We start from the raw sequence: 25,167 nt of genomic DNA, 5'->3' as shown, positions 1-25,167 counted from the left end.
TTCTGCCTGAAATGGAAAAAACAGAGCTTCCAATTGGCACATCACTCACACCATATCAGACAGACGGAAAAACTTTCGTTGATTTAAAGACAGAAAACGGCTCAGTTGTAAGGCTTAATATTGATGTTTCCGATTGGCCGAGAAAAGTAAACGGTATTCCCGAAGATGAATGCTTTGAAGAATTATTATATGCGGGGTGATTTTATGAGAATGGTGAAAAATATTATGAAGCTTATGGCTATTATCACAATGTTAGCATCACTCTTTGGGTGTGCAACAGAAAAACCGCAACCGCTTGACAAAACTGGTATGGTGTATAAGGACGCGGATTACAGAAGCATATATGCAAATGTATTCGACTTTGATAATTACGATGGTCAGCCGATGTTTGCGGTGGCATTTTTAGGATATGGTGACAGAATGGAGTTCCGTCATACGTATATTGAAGGAATTTTTGCTGACTTGGATGATTTTGCCATAGAGCAGATTGGTCACATTGATTACGAGGGCGATGAATGGTACTTAATCGTGCCGAGATATAAAGAGGATGTCGATATAACAAATCTTGATACAGGCGAAGTACATACCATATATAACGGCGAAGCATTTACCGTTAAATGTAATCTGTCCGATTTGCATTCGAATATTGAAATCAGCACAGAGCTGAATTTGAGCGGACATAAATTCAGCCCTCAAATCGGCGGTGATGGAAAGCTTATTAAAAACCCCGATGTGTGGGATATAACAGATTATGGAGTAATGGATGAAAATTTATATGTCCAGGAAGGAGAATAAATTATAAGATTATTAAAAGCAGGAATTGGAGCACTTGGCGGAGCACTCGCAGACTCCTGGAGAGATTATTTTACTGTGAGAGTATGGATAGCGACACTCTTGTTGTAAATGGATACCTGAAGATCCAATTAACCCTCCGAAGTTCTGCCCTGAGTGCGGAGATGTTTTTGACGAAAGCGATAAGTAATAATATTGGAGGTACCATTATGAACTATATTGGTAAATGGCGATTTCATTCTATCGGCGTAATAAACGAGTCAGGCGAACTTATATATTTGAGCGCAGAAGAATATCTGAATTCTCCGATGCCTTATATTGACGAAACAGATGAAGATGCAGTTGCCGATGAAATGCGTGAAAGAAAGCAAATTACAAGTTCGTTGATTGAAATTTGCGATAACGGAAAGCTCTTGATGCTTATTCCTATTCCAAAAGAAGAATATGAAAGTTATCTTGCTGAATTGGAAAGCGGAGGAGAAAAAGAACTTCGCCCCGGTATGATTTGCATGAGCTGTTCTGCTTGGGAAGAAAGAAACGGAGAGTTGTGGTTTGATTCCGGTATTGAAGGCGAAGCATTTGGTGAGGCTACGGATACTTGGGCAAAAGCTATTGATGAAAACGGACTATTCACATTTATGACAATGCGATATGAAAAGGAGTGAAAAAGTTATGGGTATTTTTGATTATTTAAAAAATATAGCTGAAAGCACAATTCGCAAAGAAACGACAAAAGTTGTAACTAATGCGGTAAATTCTATCGGCAAAGGTAAAAACAGGTCTGAATGCTTTAGCTTTACTGCTATTCCACAAAATTTAAGTGAGCTTCAGGCTCTTCCCGAAGCAACGCTTGATACCCCTTTCAAAACTGCGGCACTTACTGTACTTGCATTGTGCTTGTATAAAGATAATCCCGACATCGTTTTAGAAATGCTTGACTTTCTCAAAGGTCCCGAAAGCGTAAGTCCTTATGAAAAGCAGTTTTATAAAGACAGGCTTTATGAAAAAGAATATATACCATTTTCATATTTTGACGGTGCAACACCTGACAACGGTTATACTCCGTCTCAACCTATGACAATAGCAATATATGAAAATCCGTATTCCTTTGATAATGAAAATTGGGCAACCCTTTGGGTTAAAAGTGGCGGTGCTGACAATATGCGTTCTGTAAAGCTTCGTCAGAAGCCTTCAACCGGACAATGGTTTTTAAACGATATTCAGTGTCTTTCTGAAATCAGACTTCCAAAAGAAGCTGATCCGTGGGCATAGCTATGGATAATAAACTTATCGGATGTTGGGTAAGCGCAGAGCTGTCCTTTTGTGCATATAATTTTCTGTCTGAAGGAAAAGGCTTTTATTCTTTCGTTTATGCAAAAAAAGAATTTACATATACAGATAACGGAGATAGTGTAACAATTCATTTTTCAGGTGATTTGATGCCGAGCACATTCAAATATTCCATATGTGAAAATATATTATCTATCGAGGACAGTTTTGGGAATCTTGTGAGATACAAAAGAAATAAGGAGTGATTTCAATAATGAAAAAATTTTTGGGTGTTTTATTAAGTTTAATAATGATGCTGTCATTGGTTCCGGTGATGGTTTCCGCAGAATCGGAATACATAGAGGTCGGCACAGTCGAGGACTTTAAAAACATTTTAGCAAGCAACGGAGACAAGAACATTATCGTTACCCGTGACATTATTTACACTTGTCAGGTAAAAGATGCAGGGTCTTACTGGATAACGCTCGGCAGTGGTGAAAAAACTTTAAATCTGAACGGCAAATCCGTTGAACTCAATGCCGAAACAGGTGTGGAAACCACTATGATAAGAGTCCCGAACGGTGCATCGCTCGTTATCAATGACACGAGCGGAGATGATTCTGGTAAATTGTTCTGCTATGGAAGAATGGAAACACCCAGAACTGATATGGGTCCAAGATATTTTAACGATACTGTAAAACACAGAAATGTTTTGGAAGTTGACGGCGGTGCCGTAACAATCAACGGCGGTACACTTGAGGCAGGCCGTTCAAAAAAGATGTGGATATATGACGGCAGAGATGTCTATGATTTAAGGCATATGCTTGATTATACTATACAGTTCGGAGTTCTGGGATTGGCAATCGGTGCAAGATTTGACGGATATGCATGGCAACAAGTAAACGGCGACTGCATCACAGTAAAAGACGGAAGTCTTTTGATAAACGATGGTATTTTCCTCGGCAGAGGTTTTTCAAGTCTTGAAACATATGTCAAAGATAACGATAACGATGTGGACGTTGAATTTGGACGCTCTGCGTGCTTAAGACTTCTGGGCGGTAACACAAACATCAACGGCGGTACATTCCACGGCAAAGGAAATGCTGATGTTCTCGGAGCCACAAAAAATGCCAATGTAACAGTTAAAGGCGGAACCTTCAGCACAAATCACCTGCGTGTTTTATTGGTTCCGACCATAAATGTTACACTGACCGGTTATTGGGAACCCTATGTTATAGGACACGCTCAAAGATATGGCTACAAGTACCATCCTGCATCTGATGTGGGAAGTGTAAGACTTACTTCTGATATGCTTGACCCGCAGAGAAATACAGCAGAGCTTAACGGTGAAACCTTACCTGTAAGCGAATGGTCAAAGCTTAATGGTACCGGAAATGACGGCCCGGCAACAGTTGTTGTCACGCACCATATGTCAAACGCCGACAGAAGAAGCTTTATGTCGGGCAGAGATGCCAGAAAAGAAATATCAAGACTTAACATTGACGGAACAAATGCTTACGGCATGACTCTTTCCCCCGATGTTCTCTCCTGCAACGCAGATGGCATCAGAAGCTATTCTGTTGAATGGTATCATAACGATGAGCCTTGCGATGATGAAACAACAATGGTTGCAGGAAAATATCAGGCAAAGGTTGAGGTAATGCTTGAAAGTGACTATGTTTTCTCCGCTTCCCCCAACTTCTCGATTATGGGCGACAGAGTAAGCGACTATGAACTTTCTGCCACAAAAAGAGCGGTAACGCTTTGGTCAAAGGTTTATAACTTAGAATGCAATCATTCATATAATGAGGACGAACACCTCCATTTTGACAACGATAAGCATTTTATGCAGTGTTCGGTATGTAACAAAATTCTTCTTAGTGAAGAACACGTTTTCCTTGACGGCGAAAAGGCAGATAACGCAATAGTCTATAAGTGCCGCACCTGCGACTTTTCCTACGGTGAGGCAGATGACGGCAAAGTCAGAATAGATCGTGTGCATATCGATATTCCGAACCCTAAAACAGGATATTCACCTGAATACTTCGGCTTAATCAGCGGAGAAGGCATAAGCTTTGCCGATGGCGGTGATGAATTTACAAAGAACGGTATCCGCTGGGGACTTTACGCAAATGACTTCGGAGTTGCAGAGGACACCCTTCTTGCAAGCGACAGCGCATACCGTGTCACAATCTTCCTCAGAGCAGAAGACGGTTACACCTTCAGTAAAGATCATAATGCACAGTATAACCCTGTTGTAATTGTAAACGGTGAACAGGCAGAGTATGAAACAGATGGTACTCTTATGACCGTAAAACACATTGAAAGAACATCAGCAGTTACCGTTTCTTCCATAACTATGACAGGTCTTGATTTCCCCGAAGCCGGAAAGAAAGCAGACAGAGAGCCTGTATCTTCAGAGCCTAACTATTACGAATGCGACAACATCAGCTGGTACGAAGACGGCGAATATATGGGCTATGACGACACCTTCAAGGAAGGCAAGGCTTATACAGTAGAAATGTATATAGATACAATCCGTTCGGGTTGGGATTATACTGCAAAATTTGCTGAAAGTGTGAGTGCATCGGTTGATGGATTTTACGTAGAGAGTGATGATATCGAACGGTTCCACGATACCTCCGTTCGTATCAGCTACACATTCCCCATCCTTGAGGAAGAAAAAGTAGAAGAACCGGAAAAGCCTACACAGACAGATAAAACGCAGGAGACAAAATCCAATCCTTTTGTTGATGTGATAAAGGGGCAATATTACTATGATGCTGTTTTGTGGGCAGCAAAGGAAGGCATTACGGGAGGGACAAGTGCAAACACATTCTCACCGGATGCAAATTGTTCAAGAGGTCAGGTTGTTACTTTCCTCCATAGAATGATTGGTTCACCCGAGCCTGCGGCAATAACTTTGCCGTTTGTAGATGTAAAAACAAGCGATTATTTCTACAAACCTGTAAAATTGGCATTCGGCAGTAAAATAACCGGCGGTACAAGTAATACTACTTTCTCTCCTGATGAAACTTGCTCAAGAGCGCAGGTTGTTACTTTCTTGTGGCGAACAGCTGGTCAGCCTGAACCGAACGGAAAAAATAATCCTTTTGCCGATGTGAAGTCAGATAGCTATTATTACAAAGCTGTTCTATGGGCAGTAGAACAAGGTATAACCGGCGGAACAAGTGCCACTACCTTTTCACCTGACAACAACTGCACAAGAGCACAGGTCGTAACATTCCTTTATCGTTTTATCAATCCGGGTAAATGAGAGGTGGTAATATGTCACGAATTATAACAAGTATTATCTTGCTTATGACAATGGGATTTTGCGGATGTGGATTGTTCCGACGTAATACCGACAATATTGATGGTGGTGTTGTAACACGCAATTCAGGCGATGATTCACCAAAGGTTATTGAATCAACTGAAATTATAAGCTATGGTTCCGAGTTTTCGTTTATATCTTCATTTTTTGATGAAGAAAGCGAGCTTGCAGGCAAGGTTTATAAGTTGAGCGCTGTGATGGAAGATGATACAGTAAAAGCAAAATTTGATTGGCACGATCGAGCCGGAAACGGGGATAAATATGAGTTTCAAACAGACTCCTCTTTTATGACAAAACTTCAGGAAATCGTGTCAAAATATGATTTGGCAAAGCATAATGGATATACCCACCATGTATCAGGACTTCCCGATATGTATGGTGAACAGATTGATATAAAATACGCTTCCGGAGAATCTATATATGCGCATGATAACCAGGATGGATTTCTTCCAATGAAAGCTATGGAAGAATTGATAGAGTTATTTTCTTCCTTTAATAATGTAATTGAATGGGAATAAAATGAAAAATCCCCGAAAGCCTTGAAAAAATCAAGGCTTTCGGGATTCTTTTTTTGTTCTGCGTACTAAAAACGTACTAATCTATGAAGCTTTCAAGCTTTTGAGCTATCTCACCTTGTTTGTTGGGATACAAGTGCGAATATGTATTAAGCGTTGTCTGAATGTCTTCATATCCCCATCTTTCGCTTATTGCAAGCGGTGCAATTCTGATTTCAATAAGCTTGCTTGCGTTCACCTTTCCAGTCGGTGTAATAAAACTTAAAAATCCAGCTTCCGCGATTACTTTTAAATACCGCCATTATAATTCTCCTTTCGGGTGTTTTGTGACGGTATTTTATCATGTAAAAAAGATTGTTTCAAGGATTTTGGAAGAAGTTGATAATAAGAACAATTGGTGGAATATATAGAATTACAAGACTTCAAAATTTAACCAATTATATTGGCCGGAATTATTTTAGCTTGCAGTACTAAACTTCATATTAGTAGAGTAGGTTTTTGTTTTTGCAGTATTGAATCGAATTGACATAGTTCTTCCATCAAAATACTCTAATAACTCAGCTTTATTCTTTATATCTTTCATTTCATCCGAGCTGAGTTTATATTGAAATGTAATGGTAACCCTTTCAACACCACCGGAAACAAGTGTTAATGGTAAATCCGGGCAGAAATATTCATGGATTCTTTCGGCATCCTTGAAGCCGCTATGAATTTTGTATAATTGTAATTTTGTCAAGGGAACAGTATGACGAGAGAGATTGGCTACAATCACTTCTGCTTTGCATTCAACTAGACTATTATCAAAATCTGTAGAAACAATTTCAATATTTTCCCCTATAACTTCTAAATTCTCTCTATATTCTAAATAATAGGTTGTAACCAAAGAAACAACAGAAACGATTAAAGCCAATATAGAAATATAAGTTTGTTTACGAGCTTCCATTTTTACCTCTCATATGTAGATTAATTTACGTAGTTACATTTTTATCGTCATTTATTAAGTGACAATTGATATCGTTTAATAATTCCGCGACAATTATTTCTTCTATAGCAATTTTTTCTTAACAAGAATAATTATACCATACAATTACTATATTTGCAATAAAACATTTTCATGATAATAACAAATAATTATAGGTGAATTTATCGTATCATGACCAACGAAAAAGCTGAGCAATGGTTGGACGATTCCATATGGCACATCTTACACTCAAAATGGACTTTTGTTACGAAAGCTCTTTTTTTCTTTTGAACTTTTTGGTTATTCATATTCCCAAATGTTAAACAGTCACAAGGACTCTTTTTTTCCTATAAGGGCGCCAAACTGTGGCTGTCGAACCGGCATGTATTTGATTGAATTTGATATCTGTCGTTCCATGCATTTCGCAGATACTATATTGCCATAGCAAAGCTCCGCAACCCAAAATCTGATCTTGCCAATTATAGTAACCCGAAATCTGTATGAAAAGATGTAGCAGAGTTTCAAAAAGGCAGGTTTCTACAAAAACAATATGTTAGTACTATCAACGGCACAAAACTCAACAAAGTTTACACCGGTAATCCAAACGATATTCCAACTGTCGCCAGTCTTTGATCAAACACCACGCCGAAGAAATAATTTCGGTGGGGGTAAATCACATAATTCAAACATTAAATGAAAACAAATGTGAGTCATAGACTATTTAATAATATTTTATGATTTATCTTTGCTTCGAAAACATAATTGACAACCATGTGGTTTTACAAAAAAAGACTCTGATCGTGTCAGAGCCTTTTTGTATCAGAAGCATTTTAAATTAATTGTATCAGAAGGGGCAAAAAAATCAGTCTTTATACCACACTCCTTCTAAAAGAGTCTTTACATCTTCAGGCGAAGCTGTCACCGTGTCAAGATAATGATAAACTGTTTGAGCGTTTTCGGTGTATTTCACATATCCACGTGCGACAATTTTGCCACCTGAAAACTTATCGGGGATATTTGTCACTACGGCAGTATATGTAAAGCTGTCTGAATCGTAATCGTAGATATTTTTACAGGGTACATCAGCAACATCCATGTCACCGCAAAGGGCATGAGTAAGATTTGTAGCGGTAAGGCTGTTATCCTCCAGTACAAAAACGGGAATTACCAGTGTGCCGAAGCTTACATTGCTTATACCATCGGCAAACACAGCGCCCAGTGTGTTATAAGTATTTCCACCTGTCAGAGAAGTAAGAAAACTATTGTTAACATTGAATTTATTACCGAAACGCAGTCCGGCTATGCCGTCGTTTCTCATCTGTGCACCAATCATTTCACCGCTTATCTTGCTTGCGCTTTTAACGGTTATTGAACCGTTTACGACATTAAAATTTACGTCTTCGTCATCGTAATTGAATGTAGAGTTCTGTACCACGGAGAGATTGATTGGGTATACTCCTGCCACAATGTTTTCCGGCACACTGAAAGTGAGTGTAACTATTGTTCCATTTTCCGTAAAATCTTCCTCAACAGTACCGTTGTTCCAATACAGAGGATAAGGGTTTGCTTTATCCTTGGGATGATTCGCGTGACCCCAAATTCCACCATCGGCAACAGCAATCAGTGTAAGTGAACTGTCAAAGCTCACATTCATTTTTGCAAAAATCAGACCGGGATTGTCAGTTACATTGATTTTAACCTCAGCGACAGTTTCGCCCTGTTGAATTTCCACTTTTTCAACCGTAATCACTCCGTTTTCGGCAGCAAACGCATGCATGCTCACCATCAGTGCGATAACAAAAATCAAAAAGGAAAGTGCTAAAATTCTCTTAAACATATTAATTCTCCTTTACTTAACATGAGGCAGGGTTTCATATCCCGGCCAGCTTGCTATGTGTCTTGATAAATCTCTTTCGTCGCGTGCAGTTACTTCGCCATCGGCATTGACATCGGCAGTATATGTATCAATATCCTCGTAACCGGGCCAACTTGCGATATGTCTGGAAAGGTCTCTTTCATCACGTGCGGTTACTTCGCCGTCTCCATTTACATCGCCTATGATTTTGGAGATAACATTGATACCGCCGTTGACGGATTCAAAGTAGACCGTATCATCTGCATAGTTGAATGTATCAGATGTGACTTCTTCTATGCTTATCGGATAGAAACCGTCGGCTACCTCACTGTCAATTTCAAATGTCAGGGTTACCGCCGTGCCGTTTGAAGTGAAATCGCTTTCAGCCGTTCCGTTATTCCAGTATAAGGTATATGGAGTTGTTTTATCCTTGGGATGATTTGCATGACCCAATATACCGCCGTCTGTAACATTTACTAAAGTAAGCTCATCACCGCATGTAACAATGAATTTTGCAAATATGATACCAGGGTTGTTCTTCACGGAAATTGTTACATCCACTGTGCTTCCTGCGCGTGAGGTTTTTTGTTCTACAACAAACTGAGGTGCATTCTCGTCAATTACTTTTGTGACTTCAAGTGTGTATTGTGCCTGAGCTGTGTTTTCGTGTTCGTCCAAGACCTCAATTATGATATCGGTAGAGCCAACCGCTTTTGCTGTGACGGTAAAGGCATTTTCGTTTGCTACCCATGCCATATCAATGATATCTTCGTCGTAATACAGGAAATACATGGATTCCCATTCTGCATTTGTAGGAAGCACCGAGCATGTAACCGTATCGGTTTCTCCAACCTTTAAAGAGGTTTTGTGAGTGCCGAGGACAATGCTTTCGGGCTTTATGTAGTTTTCTTCCCAGATTGCATAAAGTGTTGTTGATATGTTGTCGATGTATGAGCCTCCGGGCTGATATGCAACAGCACCTGTTTTGGAAATAGACCAGCCTTTGAACGTATAGCCATCGCGTGTGGGTACCGTACTGCTGAGAGTAAGTGCTTTGCCGTAAAGCTTGTATTGCGGCTCTGGTGCGCCCGTTCCACCGTTGGCGTTATAGTCAATATAGTACGATGTTCTGAATGCAAGAACTATACCGGTGTTACCTGCCCGAATTGTTCCGCTAATATTTCCGGAAGACACACCCTCGTACACCTTTCCTTTGGCGGGCTTTATATCTTCAATGGAATATGTAGAGCCATATGGATGCTGAACATAATAATCCGTTACATCATCTGCGACTTTTACTCCGCCTACGTATATATCAACAGTTCCGAAAGTGACATCGTCACTTCCAACAAGGCTACCCATGGATACATCATCAAGCATACCATTGAGACTCAAGTAATAGTTGCCGGGGCGCCATTGTGCATAAAGAGTATGATCTGCACTCGTATTCACAGTAGAACTACTTGTTATTTGTGTTCCTCCGCTCGAAGAGGTATACCAGCCGTTAAAGCTGTATCCCGTTTTTGTGGGTGTAGGCAGTGTACCATAGGTTGAAGTATACGTTACAACTTTACTTGAAGTCGAATTTGTTCCGCCATTGGCATCAAAATATACTGTCAAATTTGTTGGCAACCACACTGCGTAAAGCGTTGCGTTTGCATTGGCGGTATAGTTTGCACCTGCTCCGTATACCACAGAGCCACTTGCGGAAGTTGACCAACCTTGGAATATATATCCTGTTCTTGTAGGATAGGCGGCACTGAGAGTAAGATTTACACCATGTGTTTTTGTCTGCACAGCAGGTGCATTTGTGCCGCCGTTGGCGTTGTAGGTAACAGTATATGTGCTGGGTGTCCAGTGGGCATAAAGCGTTCTGTCACCCACTGTACTCATAGTTGTTGCACTTGTTGCCTTTGTTCCGCCGCTCGCTGCGGTGAACCAACCATCAAAGGTATATCCCGACCTTGTCGGAGTCGGTAACGTGCCATATGTTGAACCATATGTTACCGTCTTGCTTGCAGTAGGAGTTGTACCGCCGTTGGCATTAAATGTTATGGTGTATGTGTTCGGTGTCCACTGCGCATAAAGAGTATGATCTGCGCTCGTATTTACAATAGAATTGCTTGTTATTTGTGTTCCTCCGCTCGAAGATGTGTACCAACCATTAAAGGTATACCCTGTTCTGGTTGGTGTAGGGAGTGTACCATAGGTAGAACCATTGATCACCGTTTTGCTCGATGTAGGTGTCGCTCCTCCATTGGCATTAAAATAAACAGTATATTGTTCTGTACTTTCAAGCGACCAAATTTGATTAGAAGCTTTGGTCGTGCTTTTTAAATATATTTTATTGGTCGATGTATCTCTTGTAATAGAAAGATGCGTTGCATCTCCAGGGTGTATTAGATATCCATTATTACATTCTTCAAAATACCAGCGCTGTGATGGATCGTTTGTGTTGCTGTACAATGTCACCTCGTCGCCGTCTGAAGTATAAGAGTAGTTCAACCAAAATGCATTTAACACCAGATTATTTTGAGTGTATGAAGGTGCTATTTTGTAATAATTACCATCTTTGGTAAAAGTAAATTTCATGTTATTATTGATCGTGCCGTTGCTTGCGTTAATGGAATTTTGCTGTTGAGCATCAACCAACGCATTCATACGATATCCATTATTGTTGAGGTAATAATCACCTTGGACTATTGAAGAATATGTAATTGTTTGATCTGAAGAAGTATCATAATTGTAGGCGCGTACAACATTGAATGTATATGCAGAATTATTATAGTATGTTTCGTAATGATTTTGTACTTTACATCCATTGCTTGCGCTACAACCCGTTCCATTGCTGTCTAACATGCGAAATCCATTGGAATCACCGCTTATATATATAACAGAGTGTACGGATTCTCCATTTTTCCATACCCTCACATAATCCCCAGGGCGTGCAGTATTAATTAACTCTGCAAATGACAACCGTGATGAATTTACTTGATATCGGATGTTTTCCGCCTTGTCAAGCTTAAATATGTACCAAAACGCAACATTCATAAATCCATGGCAAGACCATTGTTCCGTTCCGTTTGGTATAGAAACGGTTTGTCCGGATCCTATCCCAAACATAGTTTTAAACCAATCGGTTGTAATGATGTTTCCGATTTTACAATTATCGCACGAATCGTGGCAACCATTAACGCTGTTACTGTTTGGAGATGATGACGTGCATTTTGTTTTATATCTTGTGAAATATGTTCCTTCTAAAAGTTCAGTTAATTCGTTTATCCTTTCTAAAACTTGCGACTGTGTTACAGTAGTAGCTGAAAGCGTTGCTGTCTGTTCTGCGGTTTCCGCCCAAACAGGCATGCCGATATTGACAAGCATCATAACTGTCAACACCAATGATAGAATTCTTTTTTTCATTTTTTTATTTTTCCTTTCATATTTTTTAATTTTTGAATTTTCTGAATTTCAATTTCTGTTTTGAGGTCATCTAAGATCTTTTGCACCGTTTGTTCACCAAATGACAACCCTTTAAATTTTTCAATTACACTTTGGATTCCAAAAATACTAAGTTCAACTGCCGGATTTTCAACATTCAATATTCCACCCATAAGCATTAATATGTCAGAGCCAAAAGAAAGTATTATTTTTCCAGTTTCAAGCAAATATTTTCTGAATAGATTAAAATAGTAGTTTCCTAATTGATTATTTTTCAAAAATTCCAGATAATCATATATTTCATTCCATTCAGTTTTAATTTTTGATTCTCCGGCATAATAATCTACTTGTATCAATTCTGCATTTGTACTGCACATATCTTCGAAAATATTCCAATCCGCCTCAGTTAAGATGTCTTTATATGCTGTTATTTCAAAAGATGCGTTTGTACCCATTACAGATAACGAAAGAATATAGTTATAGTAAATATCTACTATGGCTTTACACCTTTTCTGATTGCTGTCTACATTTTTGTAATAATATGCACGGTTGTTTTTTGATTGAGGTGATGCCGAAGAAATCAATTCTTTCAAACTCTCAAATTCATCGGCATCACTAACTAAACTTATATGACATAATAAGCAATCGGATAGTTTTTCCCTACGTTCAATAGCTATATAATGATTATATCCTCGTGTACGTTCCAACGATGTAATAAATTCTGACATATATTGTATTGCTATGAGATTATCATCATTGCATACGGAACCATGGGCTCTGCCCTCAAGTATAGAAATTACATTTTGCCGATATTCATTTTGATTTTTGGGATCATCGTCGATATGTGAAAACAAAAAACCTTCACTTTTAATACGATTAGCCAGATGTTGTGTAAAAGGTGTATTATGTTCATACTTATAAAGCGAGGTATTTATATATCTATCTTCAATAAGTCTACGAAAGCCGGCATCTCCAATGGATTCAAGTATGAATTTTGAATCCAATAACTGCGATTGCGAAAGAACTATACGATTGCCTAACAACAAGTTTGACATTATTGATGCTTTTGCAAAACTATGGGAATACTTGGCATTTTCATAATACTTTTTGTTAAAACGTATTGTATCCAACGTATCAAGATACATCATTCACACCCCTTTATCTCATAACAACATAATTGACATTATGTGGTTGAAGTATGTCTCAGAGGCGTTATCGAGAGATGACAAACGGTATTGTTGCCATAAAATCACATCGTCAGGGAAATATAATGCACGCAAAACAGACCAATGAAAAATTTTCTTTTCATTGGCCTTGTCACTTATTGCATTTTTATCCACAAGTCATTTCAAATATTATATCATACTTGATATTTGTTGTTTTTTGTGGGAATCTATTGACAATTATTCACTATTGTGTTAAAATATGTAGCGTGATAAGTCTGCAGAGTACAACATAATGTCAATTATGTTGTTAACACCTCAAAAGACCGAGCTTCTGTATTTGCTGTCTGTGAATTTCGCCGTTTTCCTGCGTATAAATGCGTGTAGTGTTTACGCTTGAATGTCCGAGGATATCAGCAAGTCTTACAATATCCTTTTGAATGGAATAATATGTCCGGGCGAAAAGGTGTCTTAGGTTATGCGGAAACACTTTTGACGGTAAAACCTTAGCGCTTTCACACAGCTTTTTCATATCAGACCATATATTGCTTCTGTCAAGCGGCTTGCCGTTTTTGGTAACAAAAACAGCACCGCTTTTTATTTTTTGCTCTTTTACATACTGCTTTAATACTTTGCATAGCTTGGACGGCAAAAAAATAACTCTTGTTTTTCCTTTATTGCTTAATTGCGCTTTGCCGTCAGACAGAGCTTCTACCGTTATATATTTCAGTTCCGAAATGCGAATACCGGTAGAGCATATACTCTGCATTATTAGATTTAAGCGCCAATTATTTTTGTTTTTTGCCGCTCCCAGCAAACGCTCATATTCAGCTTTGGTCAAGCTTTTATCATCATTTGCGAAAAGCTGTTTTTGGATTTTGACAGTTTTTACTTTAAGCTCCGTCCACCCCAAAAAATCAAAAAAACTATTCAGTGAAGACAGTACCGAATTTACACTTGAAGGAGCGTAATGTTCAAGCAACTTGTTTTTATACTCGAGAACCATGCTTTTTGTGATCTGGCAATTTTTATTCGAACTATAAAAACACAAAACATCTCTAACATATTTTTCGATTGTTGCCTTTGCTTTTTCATCATTAATCAAATATTGTTCATACGTTTTCACCATATCATTTGTTATAATCTTCATTTCAAACCTCTTTCAGTGTTATTAACCATCAAGAGCACAAAAAACTCCCACGGTATTTAAAATTATACCATGGGAGTTGTATCTTTATCCTTAAATTTGTCGCTTTAATTAAAAATCGATTTGATATACACCCAGAAAGTTAAGCAATTTTAGGGTGTATATTACTTGGATAAAATTCTCAAAAAACTGTTTTTATTATCTGATAAACGGCAATTTGTAATTTATTTTAAAATCACGCAATATATTACCCAAAACTACCAAAATATATCACTAATTCGCAATTTAATAAGCGTTTCACAAATGTCCACCATATATAAATACCCATTAAAAATAAACCGGACAATATTCCTGCATGTAATCCAGACAAAACTCCCGGTATCAAAGCACTAAACAAACCAAAATGACCTTCAAAACGTACCCCGCTTAGAGCATTAAAAGCGACAGTAATTATCAGATACGTAAATGATACAATATACCACATTTTAGAAGCTTTTTGAGCATAACTCATAAATTCGAATATCACCGCGTTTATAACGGATTCGACACAGCTTCTTGTGTTAAATTCACCTACTACAGCCGCTTTTTTAATGCATTTCGCAGTTTTTAGTTCGTCTACTATCAAATGTTTTAGTAGATATATATAGTGTTCCTGTGTGCAGTCGAGAGTCTATACACGCATTATCGCGTGCCGGGGTTCCTTTTTTCCATTTTTTGTTCTCGCGTCTGAATATGACACGTTATGAACACTCACACCTGTTTTTTCAGGTACTCCGGCGTTTTCATTTTTTCAAGCTTGGCAAAAACCGTTTTGTATCATAATTTCTCCATGAATATCGGGTATTACATATGTCGCTGAAGAATCTTACAATCTATTTTTTATTATATCTCTTATATATTCCAGCACAGCATCCGCAAGTTCTCGCCTATAAGGTCTTTCTTCAGAAACAACTCCTTCATATACCGGCAGAATGTTTTCGTTTTTTGCCAACCTATTCAACATCCCTACATCCATAATGACTATATTGTGTTGATTAGTTCTGCTTCTGTCAAGAGTTTCACGCATATCTCTGTATACTTCCGCTTCCATGCATTTGGCAGAATAAACCTTTAATTTCATTTCCATTTCATATATTCTGCGGTGATATTCTTCAAAACCACTCAATGCGTCGTTTGATTTCAGATCATTTATTTGTTCTGTCATATCCATCGTACAGATACAATAATATTGGTAATCAAAATAATCAGAACATCAGTGGCAATATCTTCTAAACAAAATTATTTAAGATGCAAGCCACTGCAACGAGTGGGAATAGTACTAAAAGCACTGAAACTCCAGTAAGTAAAGGATTTTTAGTGTTGATAATGCTTTTTGACAACACTGCTGTTGAATCACACATACAAAAAACGGTGAGGGAGCCTGAATAATTTCCATCCGGCAGAAAAGAACGGCGGAGAAGCCGCCGTTCTTTTTGGAATAGCGAGGACACATGCAAACGGAAACAGGTAAAAAATATCGGAACAGTGGTAAAATATTACAAAAATATTGAAAATATAAAAAAACTGTGGTATAATTTTCACAGCATAGTCGAAAGTTTTGTTTTTGATAAATACGGATGGTCAATTCTTATTTTGGAGGTTTAAATTGCATGAAAAACCTGAAAATCTTTAAAAGATCAACTGCATTGCTGCTCGCTTTTGCAATGCTCATATCCTGCTTGCCGATACCGGTACTCGGGATGATGGATGAGCTTTCAGAGGAGGCTTTAAGAGTTTCCGATGAGTTTGCCGCGCAATATCCGCACGGTCTTCTGGATATTGTGAATCAGAACACCATAACGGAGGAAAGCTCGGGCGAGATACATTTTTACGTTGCCCGTCGCGGCGGAACCGACGGCGAAGTGGATGTAAGTGTAAAAGCCATAGAAATGACCGCAAAATACGGAGAGGATTTCGTATTTATCGAGGACGGCTTTTTCTCGGAATATGAGGTGGAGAAAAAGGTCGATTCCCCTACCCTTCTGGAAAGCAGTATTGCGGATTTCGGTGACGAGCCCGTTACCGTTTATGAAGAATCTGAGATTGAAAATACCGAGGTATCAACCGACGTTTCATCAGAATACGCAGACACTCCCATAAATGAGGAGTCTGACGATGATGTGCCCGAAGCCATCGTGCCGGAAGAAGCAGACGGCTTTGACGAAAGCAGAGAATATGCTTCCTCACTTCATCAGATGCGCGATGAAATATTGAATAAAAACACAAAGTCCGAGATAAGAGCCGACTCAGACCTGACAAGGCTTTTCGAAGTGGAAGACAAGGAAAGTGTCTTGCGTGACGAGGCTATGAGTGCGGTTATGCCCGGCGCCTTTGTGAATCTGCATTTTGACGATGGCGAAAATTATAAAGTAATCAAAATAAAGATCATAGACGACAGCATCGTAGAGGCTGAGGAAGCCTTCATGTTGGGCCTTTTTGATTGTGACGGAGCGGAGCTGGGAAACAATGCAACCTCAAACGTCTGCATCGTGGACAACGAGCAAAAGACCGAAGAAACGGAGTTGTATTTCGAACAGGAATACATAAGTGCCTACGATCAGGACTCCGAAGTGCGTCTGAAGGTAGTGCGCTCCAACAATATAGAAACATATCAGCTTTTGCAGGTTCAAACCATGGGAAATACCGCAGAAGCGGATGTGAACTATTCCTCACTTGTTACCGAAGCCGTTTTGCTTGCGGGACAGGAATATAAATATATCGATATTCCCATCAAAAGAGCGGGTATAACAGAACCGCTGGATTTTGAAGTGCGCGTAAGCGGAGCAGGATGTAACGATATCTGCGCAACGGTTACGATATATCCCGACACCTCTGACAGCGGAATTGCTTTGCTGAGCAGTGATATCCGGCTCATGGCGGCAAATGATGCCCAGCCTACTGTCACAATAAAAGGAAACGCATATAGAGGCGGCTCCTATGCCGATTCCGGAAGAGTATACAAAGACGGTAACTCAGGTGTTCTGGAATTAAACTCGGATAACCACCGCTGGGGACATTTGTATTACGATGTGGATCTGCGCGGAATAGAAAAGGTCCGCTTCAGCGCAAGGGGAACCTGGGCAGACACACGCTATCCGGAAAGAGTAAAGCACAAAATATACATTGAGGGCGGCAGCAAAACCATAGAAAAGCAAAAGAACTGGGGCTGGGAGGAATTGGAATTCGGTAAAAATGAAATTCCACACAAGCAAACCTCCTTTGTTGCAAACGCCGATTCAAGGTATTGGAATGACTCAAGACTCTGGATAGACTGGATAACCTTATATAAGCAGCAGATAACTCTTTCCTACGAACAGCCTGATACTTTCAAAATACCGATATATGAAAGCACTGACAAAATACTTGGCTACTATATGGAAGACGGTTTGGAAAAGATCGTTGCACCGCAGGCTTCCATAAGTGCTTTGAACAAAGAAAGCAGCAGACCGAATAAGTATTACAGAGACGACACGGTAACGTTAAATGCAACACTTTCCTCCGACGGAAAAAAATACGGAGCATATCTCAAGGGATATGAGCTGTACAATCCCACTACGGGAAAATATACATATTTTGACGGAACCGAATTGACGTTGACACCCGAAATAATATATACCTATGTTTACGGCGACGGAAAAACCTACAGAGATACACTTAAAATAAAACCCGTTTACGGCAGAAGATCCGTCACTCCAAAGCTGACCGTAGGTAACTATCTGCCGCACAAGGGAACGATGACCTTCGGAGGCAATGTTCTTAACCCAGGCAGTATCGATGGCGGTGGCATATTGACCGGATATACAAGTGTATGGCGCTATGAGTATATTTGGGATGACTTCACGCTCCTTTTTTATAAAAGCTGGTTGAGTATCGAAGAAATAAACAATCCGCCCGCGTATGTTGAATCTCAAACAATTCTGGGCAGCCCTACATATAAAAATACAGACTGGTGCGTAGGTGACTATATTGCCGTCACACTGACTCCCGCAAGCGGTTATACCGCAAGTGCGATAAATGACCTGAACGGAAATAAAATATCGATTGGAACATCCAATACAATGTATGTTCAGCTCAAGGAAAGCGGAAACGGGCTCTTCCCCGTGTTCAACCGAAACGACTGCGGCGTTACCTTCATGTACGAGGGCAATACAGACGGTCTGTACGTTTTCCATGATAAAAAGCTTCATGCGGACAACGCGTTCCTTGACATGTTGTACAGATATACAGGCGGTCTTACAAACTGGACAAACGACGAAATACCTGTATTCACCGGAAGACTGAACGACAGAATAAAAGAAAACTATGACATGTTGCGTGAAAGAAACATGTTAAACGGTCAGAAGCTCTCAAACCTTGCAATAGGCGATGTTGTTACCGTATATGCGGAAGCGCCCGACGGATATATACCTTACTGGTATGTGGACGATAACCAGAAAACCATAACGACCGAGGGCGACAAGCGCTATGCGCGTCATTACGGAAACAGCTTCTCCTTTGAAATGACCTCAAATGACGTTACGCTTTATTGCGGAATGGAAAAAAAGACCGCTTCCGATTACGTTATGACAGGTAAGCTGGTCAAGCCCAGCCGTACATTAAAGGGCAACGGTTATGCGGCGGTAAATCCCGAGATTCCCGCTTCGTATATGACAGTTCCCGGCGCATCTCTTTCCGTTATAAACTTTGACGAACGGTATAACAGTGTCGAAATAGACGGAATAAAGTATTATTCATCCGTTATAAGCGATGCAGACGGTAACTTCAAAATGTATATACCGAATGTATCCAACAGAGAGTATTTCTCCATAAAATATGCCAACGGTGTGCAGACAAAAGCAACCACCCTTCTTGCGGCAAACGGCAAAACGTACTACATCGTTATACCCGCAAACGATGAGAACTACACCGTAAACAGTATTGATTGCTACACAGTGCTTGGCGATATGGCGGAAAACAACGGACTTATAAAAATTCCGTATTCCTCCGCGGGAGCAAACCGCACGTTTATGGTCGGTGCGGTCAGCGCCAATGAAAGCTACGGTATCAGTGCCGTAAAGCTCAATTCCTACCGCAAGGACGGCTCAAGAATAGTAAGCATAAATATGACACAGAGCTCTGCCGTGGGCCTTGAAACAAACTGGAGAGCAAACGTCAATATCGCCGAAGCTCTTGATGATGGCGGACGTATAACGGTCGAAGTATTTGACAAAAAAGGAAACAGCAGAGGCGAGGTTGAGAGCGGATACGTTCTTGAGAAGGAGCTTCCGCCTGCAAATATTTCCTTTGCGGGTATGCCGGATGAATTTTCCGAAAAAGGACTTGACAATGTACCGATAATCGGAAATAATGTGCCTACGGTTCCCTCTTCAAGCTTTTCCGAAGAGCTGGATGAAAAGACAATGGAAATTGCCGTAGGCCAGGGCGAAACGCTGAAAAAAGCAATATATTCCCAGCTTGAGGAATTCAACAATTCCGACAACTGGTCAAAGCTCATGTATCTGACGGAATACATATCGGATACATACAGCACAAACGTTTCCAATTCCAAGACCGAAAAGAAGGATGAAGACAGCGGTTCCGGAAAAAACACAAAATTCCCGATCATGTTCGACTTCGGTATGTACATGAAGCTTGACAAAAATGATGACGGAACATTATCATTGAACTATGTTTTCGTCACACTCGGCTTAAAAGCAATGTACACCGCCGAATGGCAGTGGGTAATCGGCGGTATACCGCTTTATGTAACTATTTCCGCCGGCGGAAGCGCAAGAGGACTTATCGGTATTAACGGTACCAGGGATTATTTCAATACCGGCAATGTTAAAGATGAAGCATTCTATGCACTGCTCGGCAAATACGGTCAGGACGAAATAGCAAACAAGCATTACGCCGAGGATAACCTTACTGATCAGAGGCTGTTTGCAGCACTGTATAATCAGTCCAATCTTACAAAGGATAAATCTCAGGCGGCGGACTTGCTTAACGTATTGTTTGATAATCAAAAGAAGGAAGACACGGTAAATGCCATAGACGCTCTGCTCAACAGATATGATTTCTATTATATCAACGAAGAGATCTTTGAAGAAAAAATGAGCGAATTTTCCTATGACCTGCAGAACCGCATCAATATGTACAAGCAGCTTGTGACCGTTTCTGAGAGCTCTGAAACGGAAGTTCTTGAGGATACGGGAAGCGGCTCAGAGGATACCGAGAGAGAGCCGTTCAAACCCGATTTCCTGGTAGAATATGATGCGACAAAGGTAAAACAGGCATGGATACACAGATTCAACATGCTGTTGGTACTCGAAAGCCTGCCGAAATATCTTAACGAAGGAAAAACCACATACGATATCAGCTCTGAGAACTTTTTCGGTCTCGGCGGTGGCGATACACCCGGAGGTGGACTTGCCGCAACCGGCATTGTAACTCTTCAGCCCTCCTTTGCGGTAGGTGCGGGTGTCGGAATGCGCGGTGCGTTTTCCATCGGTATATCCGGACACATTGATTTTGTGATAAACTGGCAGCCCTGGTCGGAAGCAAGAGGTACTGTTACCTTCGCGGTAAATGCCGATATCGACCTGCTTATTATTCCCCTTTCCGTAAGACTTGTAGGATATACCGTGGAAATGTTCAGAACAGACGGATATCTTGATAACGCCTTCGATGTGGAATCCGGCGGCTCGGGTATGCTGATGTCGCTTATGACCTTGTCAACAAGAGATACAAATTCATCTGTCAATACATCCCCCGCACGACGTGGCGGCGAAAACAAGCTGGAGGCTATGCCGCCCATATCCTTGTTCAGCTCGTATGACGACGGCTTACAATACATAGAAACAACCATGGATTATCAGACCGAAACCACAAAGCATCCTCAGCCCGAGATGTATCTGCTTCCCGACGGAAACAAGCTGATAATCTACATGAATGACAATCTTGACAGAGCTTTATATGACAGAAACAGCGTTTACTATTCTGTTTTTGACAAAAACACGGAGGAATGGTCCCCTGCTCAAGAGCTTGAAGAGGACGGAACACTTGACGGAGATATAGAATCCATACAGCTTGAGGACGGCAGAGTTATTGTTGTATGGACCGACAGCGACAGAACCTTCGGCGATGAGCTTCCCGAAATGGCAGATCTTGTAACATCACAGAACATCAGCCTTTGTATTTTCGATGAACACGGAAACAAGGGAGATATTCACGATATTACAACCCTTGCGCAGTACGGATATTCTGAGCCCTCCATCTCCTGTGCAGACAATGTTTTAACCATTGCATACAAGATCACCGATTATCATACAAGTGGTGTGGAATTCGACTATAATGACATTGAAAGCACATATCAGACATTTATGTCAAGCTCCTATGAGTCACTTGCAATAACTGAATTTGACATTGCAAACGGTCAGATAATAGTTGATGACAGCTCCGAATACGCTTTGTATGAAGAAAACAGCGATATCGACCTTAACGGTATGCGCTTTGTCGATACTGATATACAGGGACTTGAAAACCCGAAATTATACGATGTGACCCAGGCATCCTTCGACGGAAAGACCTATCTCGTATATACAATGGATACCGACAACAACGCCTCCACAAAGGATGACCGTGAATTATTCTGTATAATCCGCGAAAACGGTGAAAATTCAAAGCCTGTAAGACTCACCGATAACAACGTCAATGATTCAAACGCAAATATCGTTACCTGCGATATAATGAATAAGATCTATTTCGGCAGCGGAAGCAATATATGTACTATCGACCTTGAAGCCGTTACTGCGGAAAATTGGGAAGATAAAGGCAGCTATTGCGTTATGAACAACGCTTCTCAGCAGTCGGATTCCGTTCTGGAATACGAAAGCGAGGAGGCGGCTGACGGATTTGAGATATTCATGGGCAAAAACGGCATGCTTTATATGCTGTGGACAGAATTCAGGACCGTTTCGGATGAAGACGGAACCACTCACAAGAGCCGTGGATTGTATATGAAGACCTACGACCCCATGTTCATTACTGCAGAGTATGAAGATGAAGAAAACGGAGCCGAAACAGGATATATCGGTTCATGGGGCCTTACAAATGAGATACTTACCGAGCAGGACCTTTACATCAATGAGCCTGCGCTGGTGGTAAGCCCCGACAATGAGTATTCGCTGGCATACAGAATCTTCGGAATGGAAGAGCTGAATGACAACGGAGTTACTTACGAAAAGGAGCAGGACACTTCTATCCTTTGCGTTTCGGACTTCATACTCGTGTCCTCCATTTCGGCAAAAAAGACAAATCAATATCCTGTGTATCCGAAAGAGGGAGATTTTGTAAGCCTTGACTTTGAGTGCGAGAATTACGGAGTAATTCCTTCCGATATGATACAGTTCAATTACTATATCGAAACAGACGCAGATATTGAGGGCTATGACCAGATCAACGATTGCTGGTGGGAAAAGGGTGACGGAGTGAACAGTGCAGCGGGCAAGTCGTTTGCACTGATAAAGGATTCCGCATTGTACGAGGGCCACATGGCGACCGGCTCGAAGCTTGGCGACTCGGTGCAGTTCATTATGCCTCCCTTTGAAAAAGAGGTCAGCATATATGTAATGGCTTGGGAGGATGATATTTATACCCCCGAAATATCCAAAATCCCCGTAAATATTGCACCCGAGCTTGAAGTACACGATCTCAAGAGCTTCCTCAGCGATGACGAAACGGAGCTTACAATACAGGCAACTGTGCGTAATACAGGTAACTACCCGGCAGAAAACATTGTACTGAAGCTCATTGCCGACGGTGCATACGATGCGGGAGATATTCTTTTCGACAATGAAAACACCGATTTTGGTGAAAATTCCGTAAACAACGTCATAGGCGAGATCGAAATACCCGTTCTTGCTCCCGATGATACTTACGAGCTGGACTATACCATAGTCAGCGGAGATGAGGAAGCGAATACAAGAGCTACGCTGATTAAAAAATCAAAGCTTACCGAAAAATACTTCACCAGCGACGGCACGGGAACATTTACCGTTTCGGCGGAATACAACACTCCCGCCGCCGATAATGATCCGTCGCTATTTGCCACTATCAAAAAGAAATCCAAGGTCCTTGGCGCCACACATACGCATGCAACCGACACGGCAGCTCCCACACTTAAAAATATAACTGTTGAGGATCCCTCTTCTCCCGTACAGGCAGCAAGACTGCGCTCGGCGGGCAATATGACCATAGAGCTTGCTGCAGGCAAAACCAAGACACTCAACATAACACTTGAGCCGTACGGAAGCGACAAATCATACAGTCTTATTTATGAAAGTGCAGACAATTCCATTGCGGAAATAAATTCGTCCAACGGTGAAATATCGGGTATAAGCGAAGGCAACACCACAATATATGTCAAAGCTGTGAAAAACGGCGCAGGCAATATTGTGCTTGTGGATACGCAGACCGGAGATTTCATACTGAATGACGGCGAGATATGGGACTTTGAAAACGACACCTCAGAAATCGGTGGCGAAGTCGTAATGACAAAGGAAATATCGGTAAATGTTACCTCTCCTCAGGAAATACCCACAGCTCCTGCCGTTGTAACGATACGGTGCACCGTCAACTTTGAAACAAACGGCGGAACCGTAATATCCGCCGAAAATATCAAATCAGGCTCCCGTCTTGAAGAGCCGACGGCACCGACAAAGGACGGTTACACCTTTATCGGATGGTTTACCGATGAAGAGCTGACTTACGCGTATGATTTCGATGACAAAGTTACAAACAACTTTACTCTTTATGCGAAATGGGAAAAGCAGGAGCAGAAAAAGCCCGAAACCGAATGGAAAAACACGTTCACAGATGTCGCCGAAGATGCATGGTATTACGAGGATGTGAAGTTTGTCAACCTGAATAAGCTCATGCAGGGCACTTCCGAATCGGAATTTGCTCCGAATGCCGAGCTTACGCGTGCAATGCTTGTAACAGTTCTCTGGAGAATGGAAAATGAGCCTGTTGTCAACTATATCATGCCGTTTGAAGATGTTGAGGCGGAAAGCTGGTATACCGAGGCAGTCCGTTGGGCGGCATCTGAGGGAATCGTAAACGGATACTCCGAATCGGAATTTGCACCGAACAACAGCATCACAAGAGAGCAAATTGCGACAATCATGCACCGCTACGCAAAGTATAAGGAATATGACGTATCTGCAGGAGAAAACACAAATATTCTCTCTTATGACGATTCTGAGGATATTTCGGAATACGCTGTGGCAGCTATGCAGTACGCAGCCGGCACGGGACTGATAAGAGGCAAGACTGAAAGCACCCTGAACCCCGCCGACTTTGCAACAAGAGCCGAAATCGCCGCAATACTTCACAGGTTTATAACATCCGAAAAATAAAAACATCAACAATTCTGTGAAAAGATGTTCGGAATATTCCTTTGTTTGTGGCTGATGAAGCGGACAGACTTATTGGGTTGGCATTAGAAAAGTTAAGGTGATTTTTTTGAAAAAATGTTGTACCAAAACCGTACTAAAAATTCTGATACTCAAGGTATCAGGCTGAAAATACGAGAAAATTATTCCCAAAACTCGTTCCAAAACCTTGGGGACACATTATAAATGCGCTCCGGACTAGAGTGGGAATAAGCCCACAT

General features: G+C 40.8%; 13 protein-coding genes and 1 pseudogene. 7 read left to right on the top strand and 7 right to left on the bottom strand.

Annotated features, from left to right (window positions below):
* Positions 1-204 precede the first annotated feature (204 nt).
* The 6 genes from E7588_06455 to E7588_06430 all read left to right on the top strand — a co-directional run bounded on the left by E7588_06455 (position 205) and on the right by E7588_06430 (position 5,913).
* A complete protein-coding gene (locus E7588_06455; protein ID MBE6688903.1) occupies positions 205-795 on the top strand; it encodes a hypothetical protein in 591 nt (196 codons plus the stop codon).
* A 206-nt stretch (positions 796-1,001) separates the two neighbouring features.
* A complete protein-coding gene (locus E7588_06450) occupies positions 1,002-1,457 on the top strand; it encodes a hypothetical protein (protein ID MBE6688902.1) in 456 nt (151 codons plus the stop codon).
* 94 nt (positions 1,458-1,551) lie between these two features.
* The gene (locus E7588_06445) at positions 1,552-2,064 is read left to right on the top strand and encodes a hypothetical protein (protein MBE6688901.1); all 513 of its coding nucleotides are present in this window, start codon (positions 1,552-1,554) and stop codon (positions 2,062-2,064) included.
* Between the two features lie 2 nt (positions 2,065-2,066).
* Positions 2,067-2,327, top strand: coding sequence for a hypothetical protein (locus E7588_06440; protein ID MBE6688900.1), 261 nt, complete (start codon positions 2,067-2,069; stop codon positions 2,325-2,327).
* 8 nt (positions 2,328-2,335) lie between these two features.
* On the top strand, positions 2,336-5,338 hold the full coding sequence (locus E7588_06435; protein ID MBE6688899.1) for an S-layer homology domain-containing protein: 3,003 nt from the start codon (positions 2,336-2,338) through the stop codon (positions 5,336-5,338).
* An 11-nt stretch (positions 5,339-5,349) separates the two neighbouring features.
* On the top strand, positions 5,350-5,913 hold the full coding sequence (locus E7588_06430; protein ID MBE6688898.1) for a hypothetical protein: 564 nt from the start codon (positions 5,350-5,352) through the stop codon (positions 5,911-5,913).
* 76 nt (positions 5,914-5,989) lie between these two features.
* Here the strand turns inward: E7588_06430 and E7588_06425 are convergent.
* From E7588_06425 to E7588_06395, 7 genes and pseudogenes are all read right to left on the bottom strand, one after another.
* Positions 5,990-6,145 (bottom strand): annotated as a pseudogene (locus E7588_06425) (site-specific integrase).
* Between the two features lie 222 nt (positions 6,146-6,367).
* Positions 6,368-6,853, bottom strand: coding sequence for a hypothetical protein (locus E7588_06420; GenBank protein ID MBE6688897.1), 486 nt, complete (start codon positions 6,851-6,853; stop codon positions 6,368-6,370).
* Positions 6,854-7,733: 880 nt separating this feature from the next.
* Positions 7,734-8,708 (bottom strand): hypothetical protein, encoded by a 975-nt coding sequence (locus E7588_06415; protein MBE6688896.1) that lies wholly within the window; start codon positions 8,706-8,708, stop codon positions 7,734-7,736.
* Between the two features lie 12 nt (positions 8,709-8,720).
* Positions 8,721-12,146, bottom strand: a complete 3,426-nt coding sequence (locus tag E7588_06410) for a hypothetical protein (GenBank protein MBE6688895.1) — start codon at positions 12,144-12,146, stop codon at positions 8,721-8,723.
* Positions 12,143-13,312, bottom strand: a complete 1,170-nt coding sequence (locus tag E7588_06405; protein ID MBE6688894.1) for a hypothetical protein — start codon at positions 13,310-13,312, stop codon at positions 12,143-12,145. The genes E7588_06410 and E7588_06405 overlap by 4 nt, the downstream gene beginning before the upstream one ends.
* A gap of 325 nt (positions 13,313-13,637) precedes the next feature.
* Complete coding sequence (locus E7588_06400; GenBank protein ID MBE6688893.1) at positions 13,638-14,477, bottom strand: integrase; 840 nt, start codon at positions 14,475-14,477, stop codon at positions 13,638-13,640.
* A gap of 862 nt (positions 14,478-15,339) precedes the next feature.
* Positions 15,340-15,684, bottom strand: coding sequence for a DUF3232 domain-containing protein (locus tag E7588_06395; GenBank protein MBE6688892.1), 345 nt, complete (start codon positions 15,682-15,684; stop codon positions 15,340-15,342).
* A gap of 406 nt (positions 15,685-16,090) precedes the next feature.
* Here E7588_06395 and E7588_06390 point away from each other — a divergent pair, with 406 nt between their 5' ends.
* On the top strand, positions 16,091-24,910 hold the full coding sequence (locus E7588_06390; protein MBE6688891.1) for a hypothetical protein: 8,820 nt from the start codon (positions 16,091-16,093) through the stop codon (positions 24,908-24,910).
* Positions 24,911-25,167: the final 257 nt, after the last annotated feature.

This window comes from Oscillospiraceae bacterium (assembly GCA_015065085.1).
Taxonomy (GTDB): Bacteria; Bacillota; Clostridia; order Oscillospirales; family SIG627; genus SIG627.
This window is presented reverse-complemented; position numbering and strand designations above follow the sequence as displayed.

What these genes read in the sequence shown, in the direction of transcription:
- E7588_06435 (MBE6688899.1), top strand. Translation starts at nt 2,336, where the DNA reads ATGAAAAAATTTTTGGGTGTTTTATTAAGTTTAATAATGATGCTGTCA.
- E7588_06430 (MBE6688898.1), top strand. Translation starts at nt 5,350, where the DNA reads ATGTCACGAATTATAACAAGTATTATCTTGCTTATGACAATGGGATTT.
- E7588_06410 (MBE6688895.1), bottom strand. Translation starts at nt 12,146, where the DNA reads ATGAAAAAAAGAATTCTATCATTGGTGTTGACAGTTATGATGCTTGTC.
- E7588_06395 (MBE6688892.1), bottom strand. Translation starts at nt 15,684, where the DNA reads ATGGATATGACAGAACAAATAAATGATCTGAAATCAAACGACGCATTG.
- E7588_06415 (MBE6688896.1), bottom strand. Translation starts at nt 8,708, where the DNA reads ATGTTTAAGAGAATTTTAGCACTTTCCTTTTTGATTTTTGTTATCGCA.
- E7588_06420 (MBE6688897.1), bottom strand. Translation starts at nt 6,853, where the DNA reads ATGGAAGCTCGTAAACAAACTTATATTTCTATATTGGCTTTAATCGTT.
- E7588_06400 (MBE6688893.1), bottom strand. Translation starts at nt 14,477, where the DNA reads ATGAAGATTATAACAAATGATATGGTGAAAACGTATGAACAATATTTG.
- E7588_06455 (MBE6688903.1), top strand. Translation starts at nt 205, where the DNA reads ATGAGAATGGTGAAAAATATTATGAAGCTTATGGCTATTATCACAATG.
- E7588_06440 (MBE6688900.1), top strand. Translation starts at nt 2,067, where the DNA reads ATGGATAATAAACTTATCGGATGTTGGGTAAGCGCAGAGCTGTCCTTT.
- E7588_06405 (MBE6688894.1), bottom strand. Translation starts at nt 13,312, where the DNA reads ATGATGTATCTTGATACGTTGGATACAATACGTTTTAACAAAAAGTAT.
- E7588_06450 (MBE6688902.1), top strand. Translation starts at nt 1,002, where the DNA reads ATGAACTATATTGGTAAATGGCGATTTCATTCTATCGGCGTAATAAAC.
- E7588_06390 (MBE6688891.1), top strand. Translation starts at nt 16,091, where the DNA reads ATGGTCAATTCTTATTTTGGAGGTTTAAATTGCATGAAAAACCTGAAA.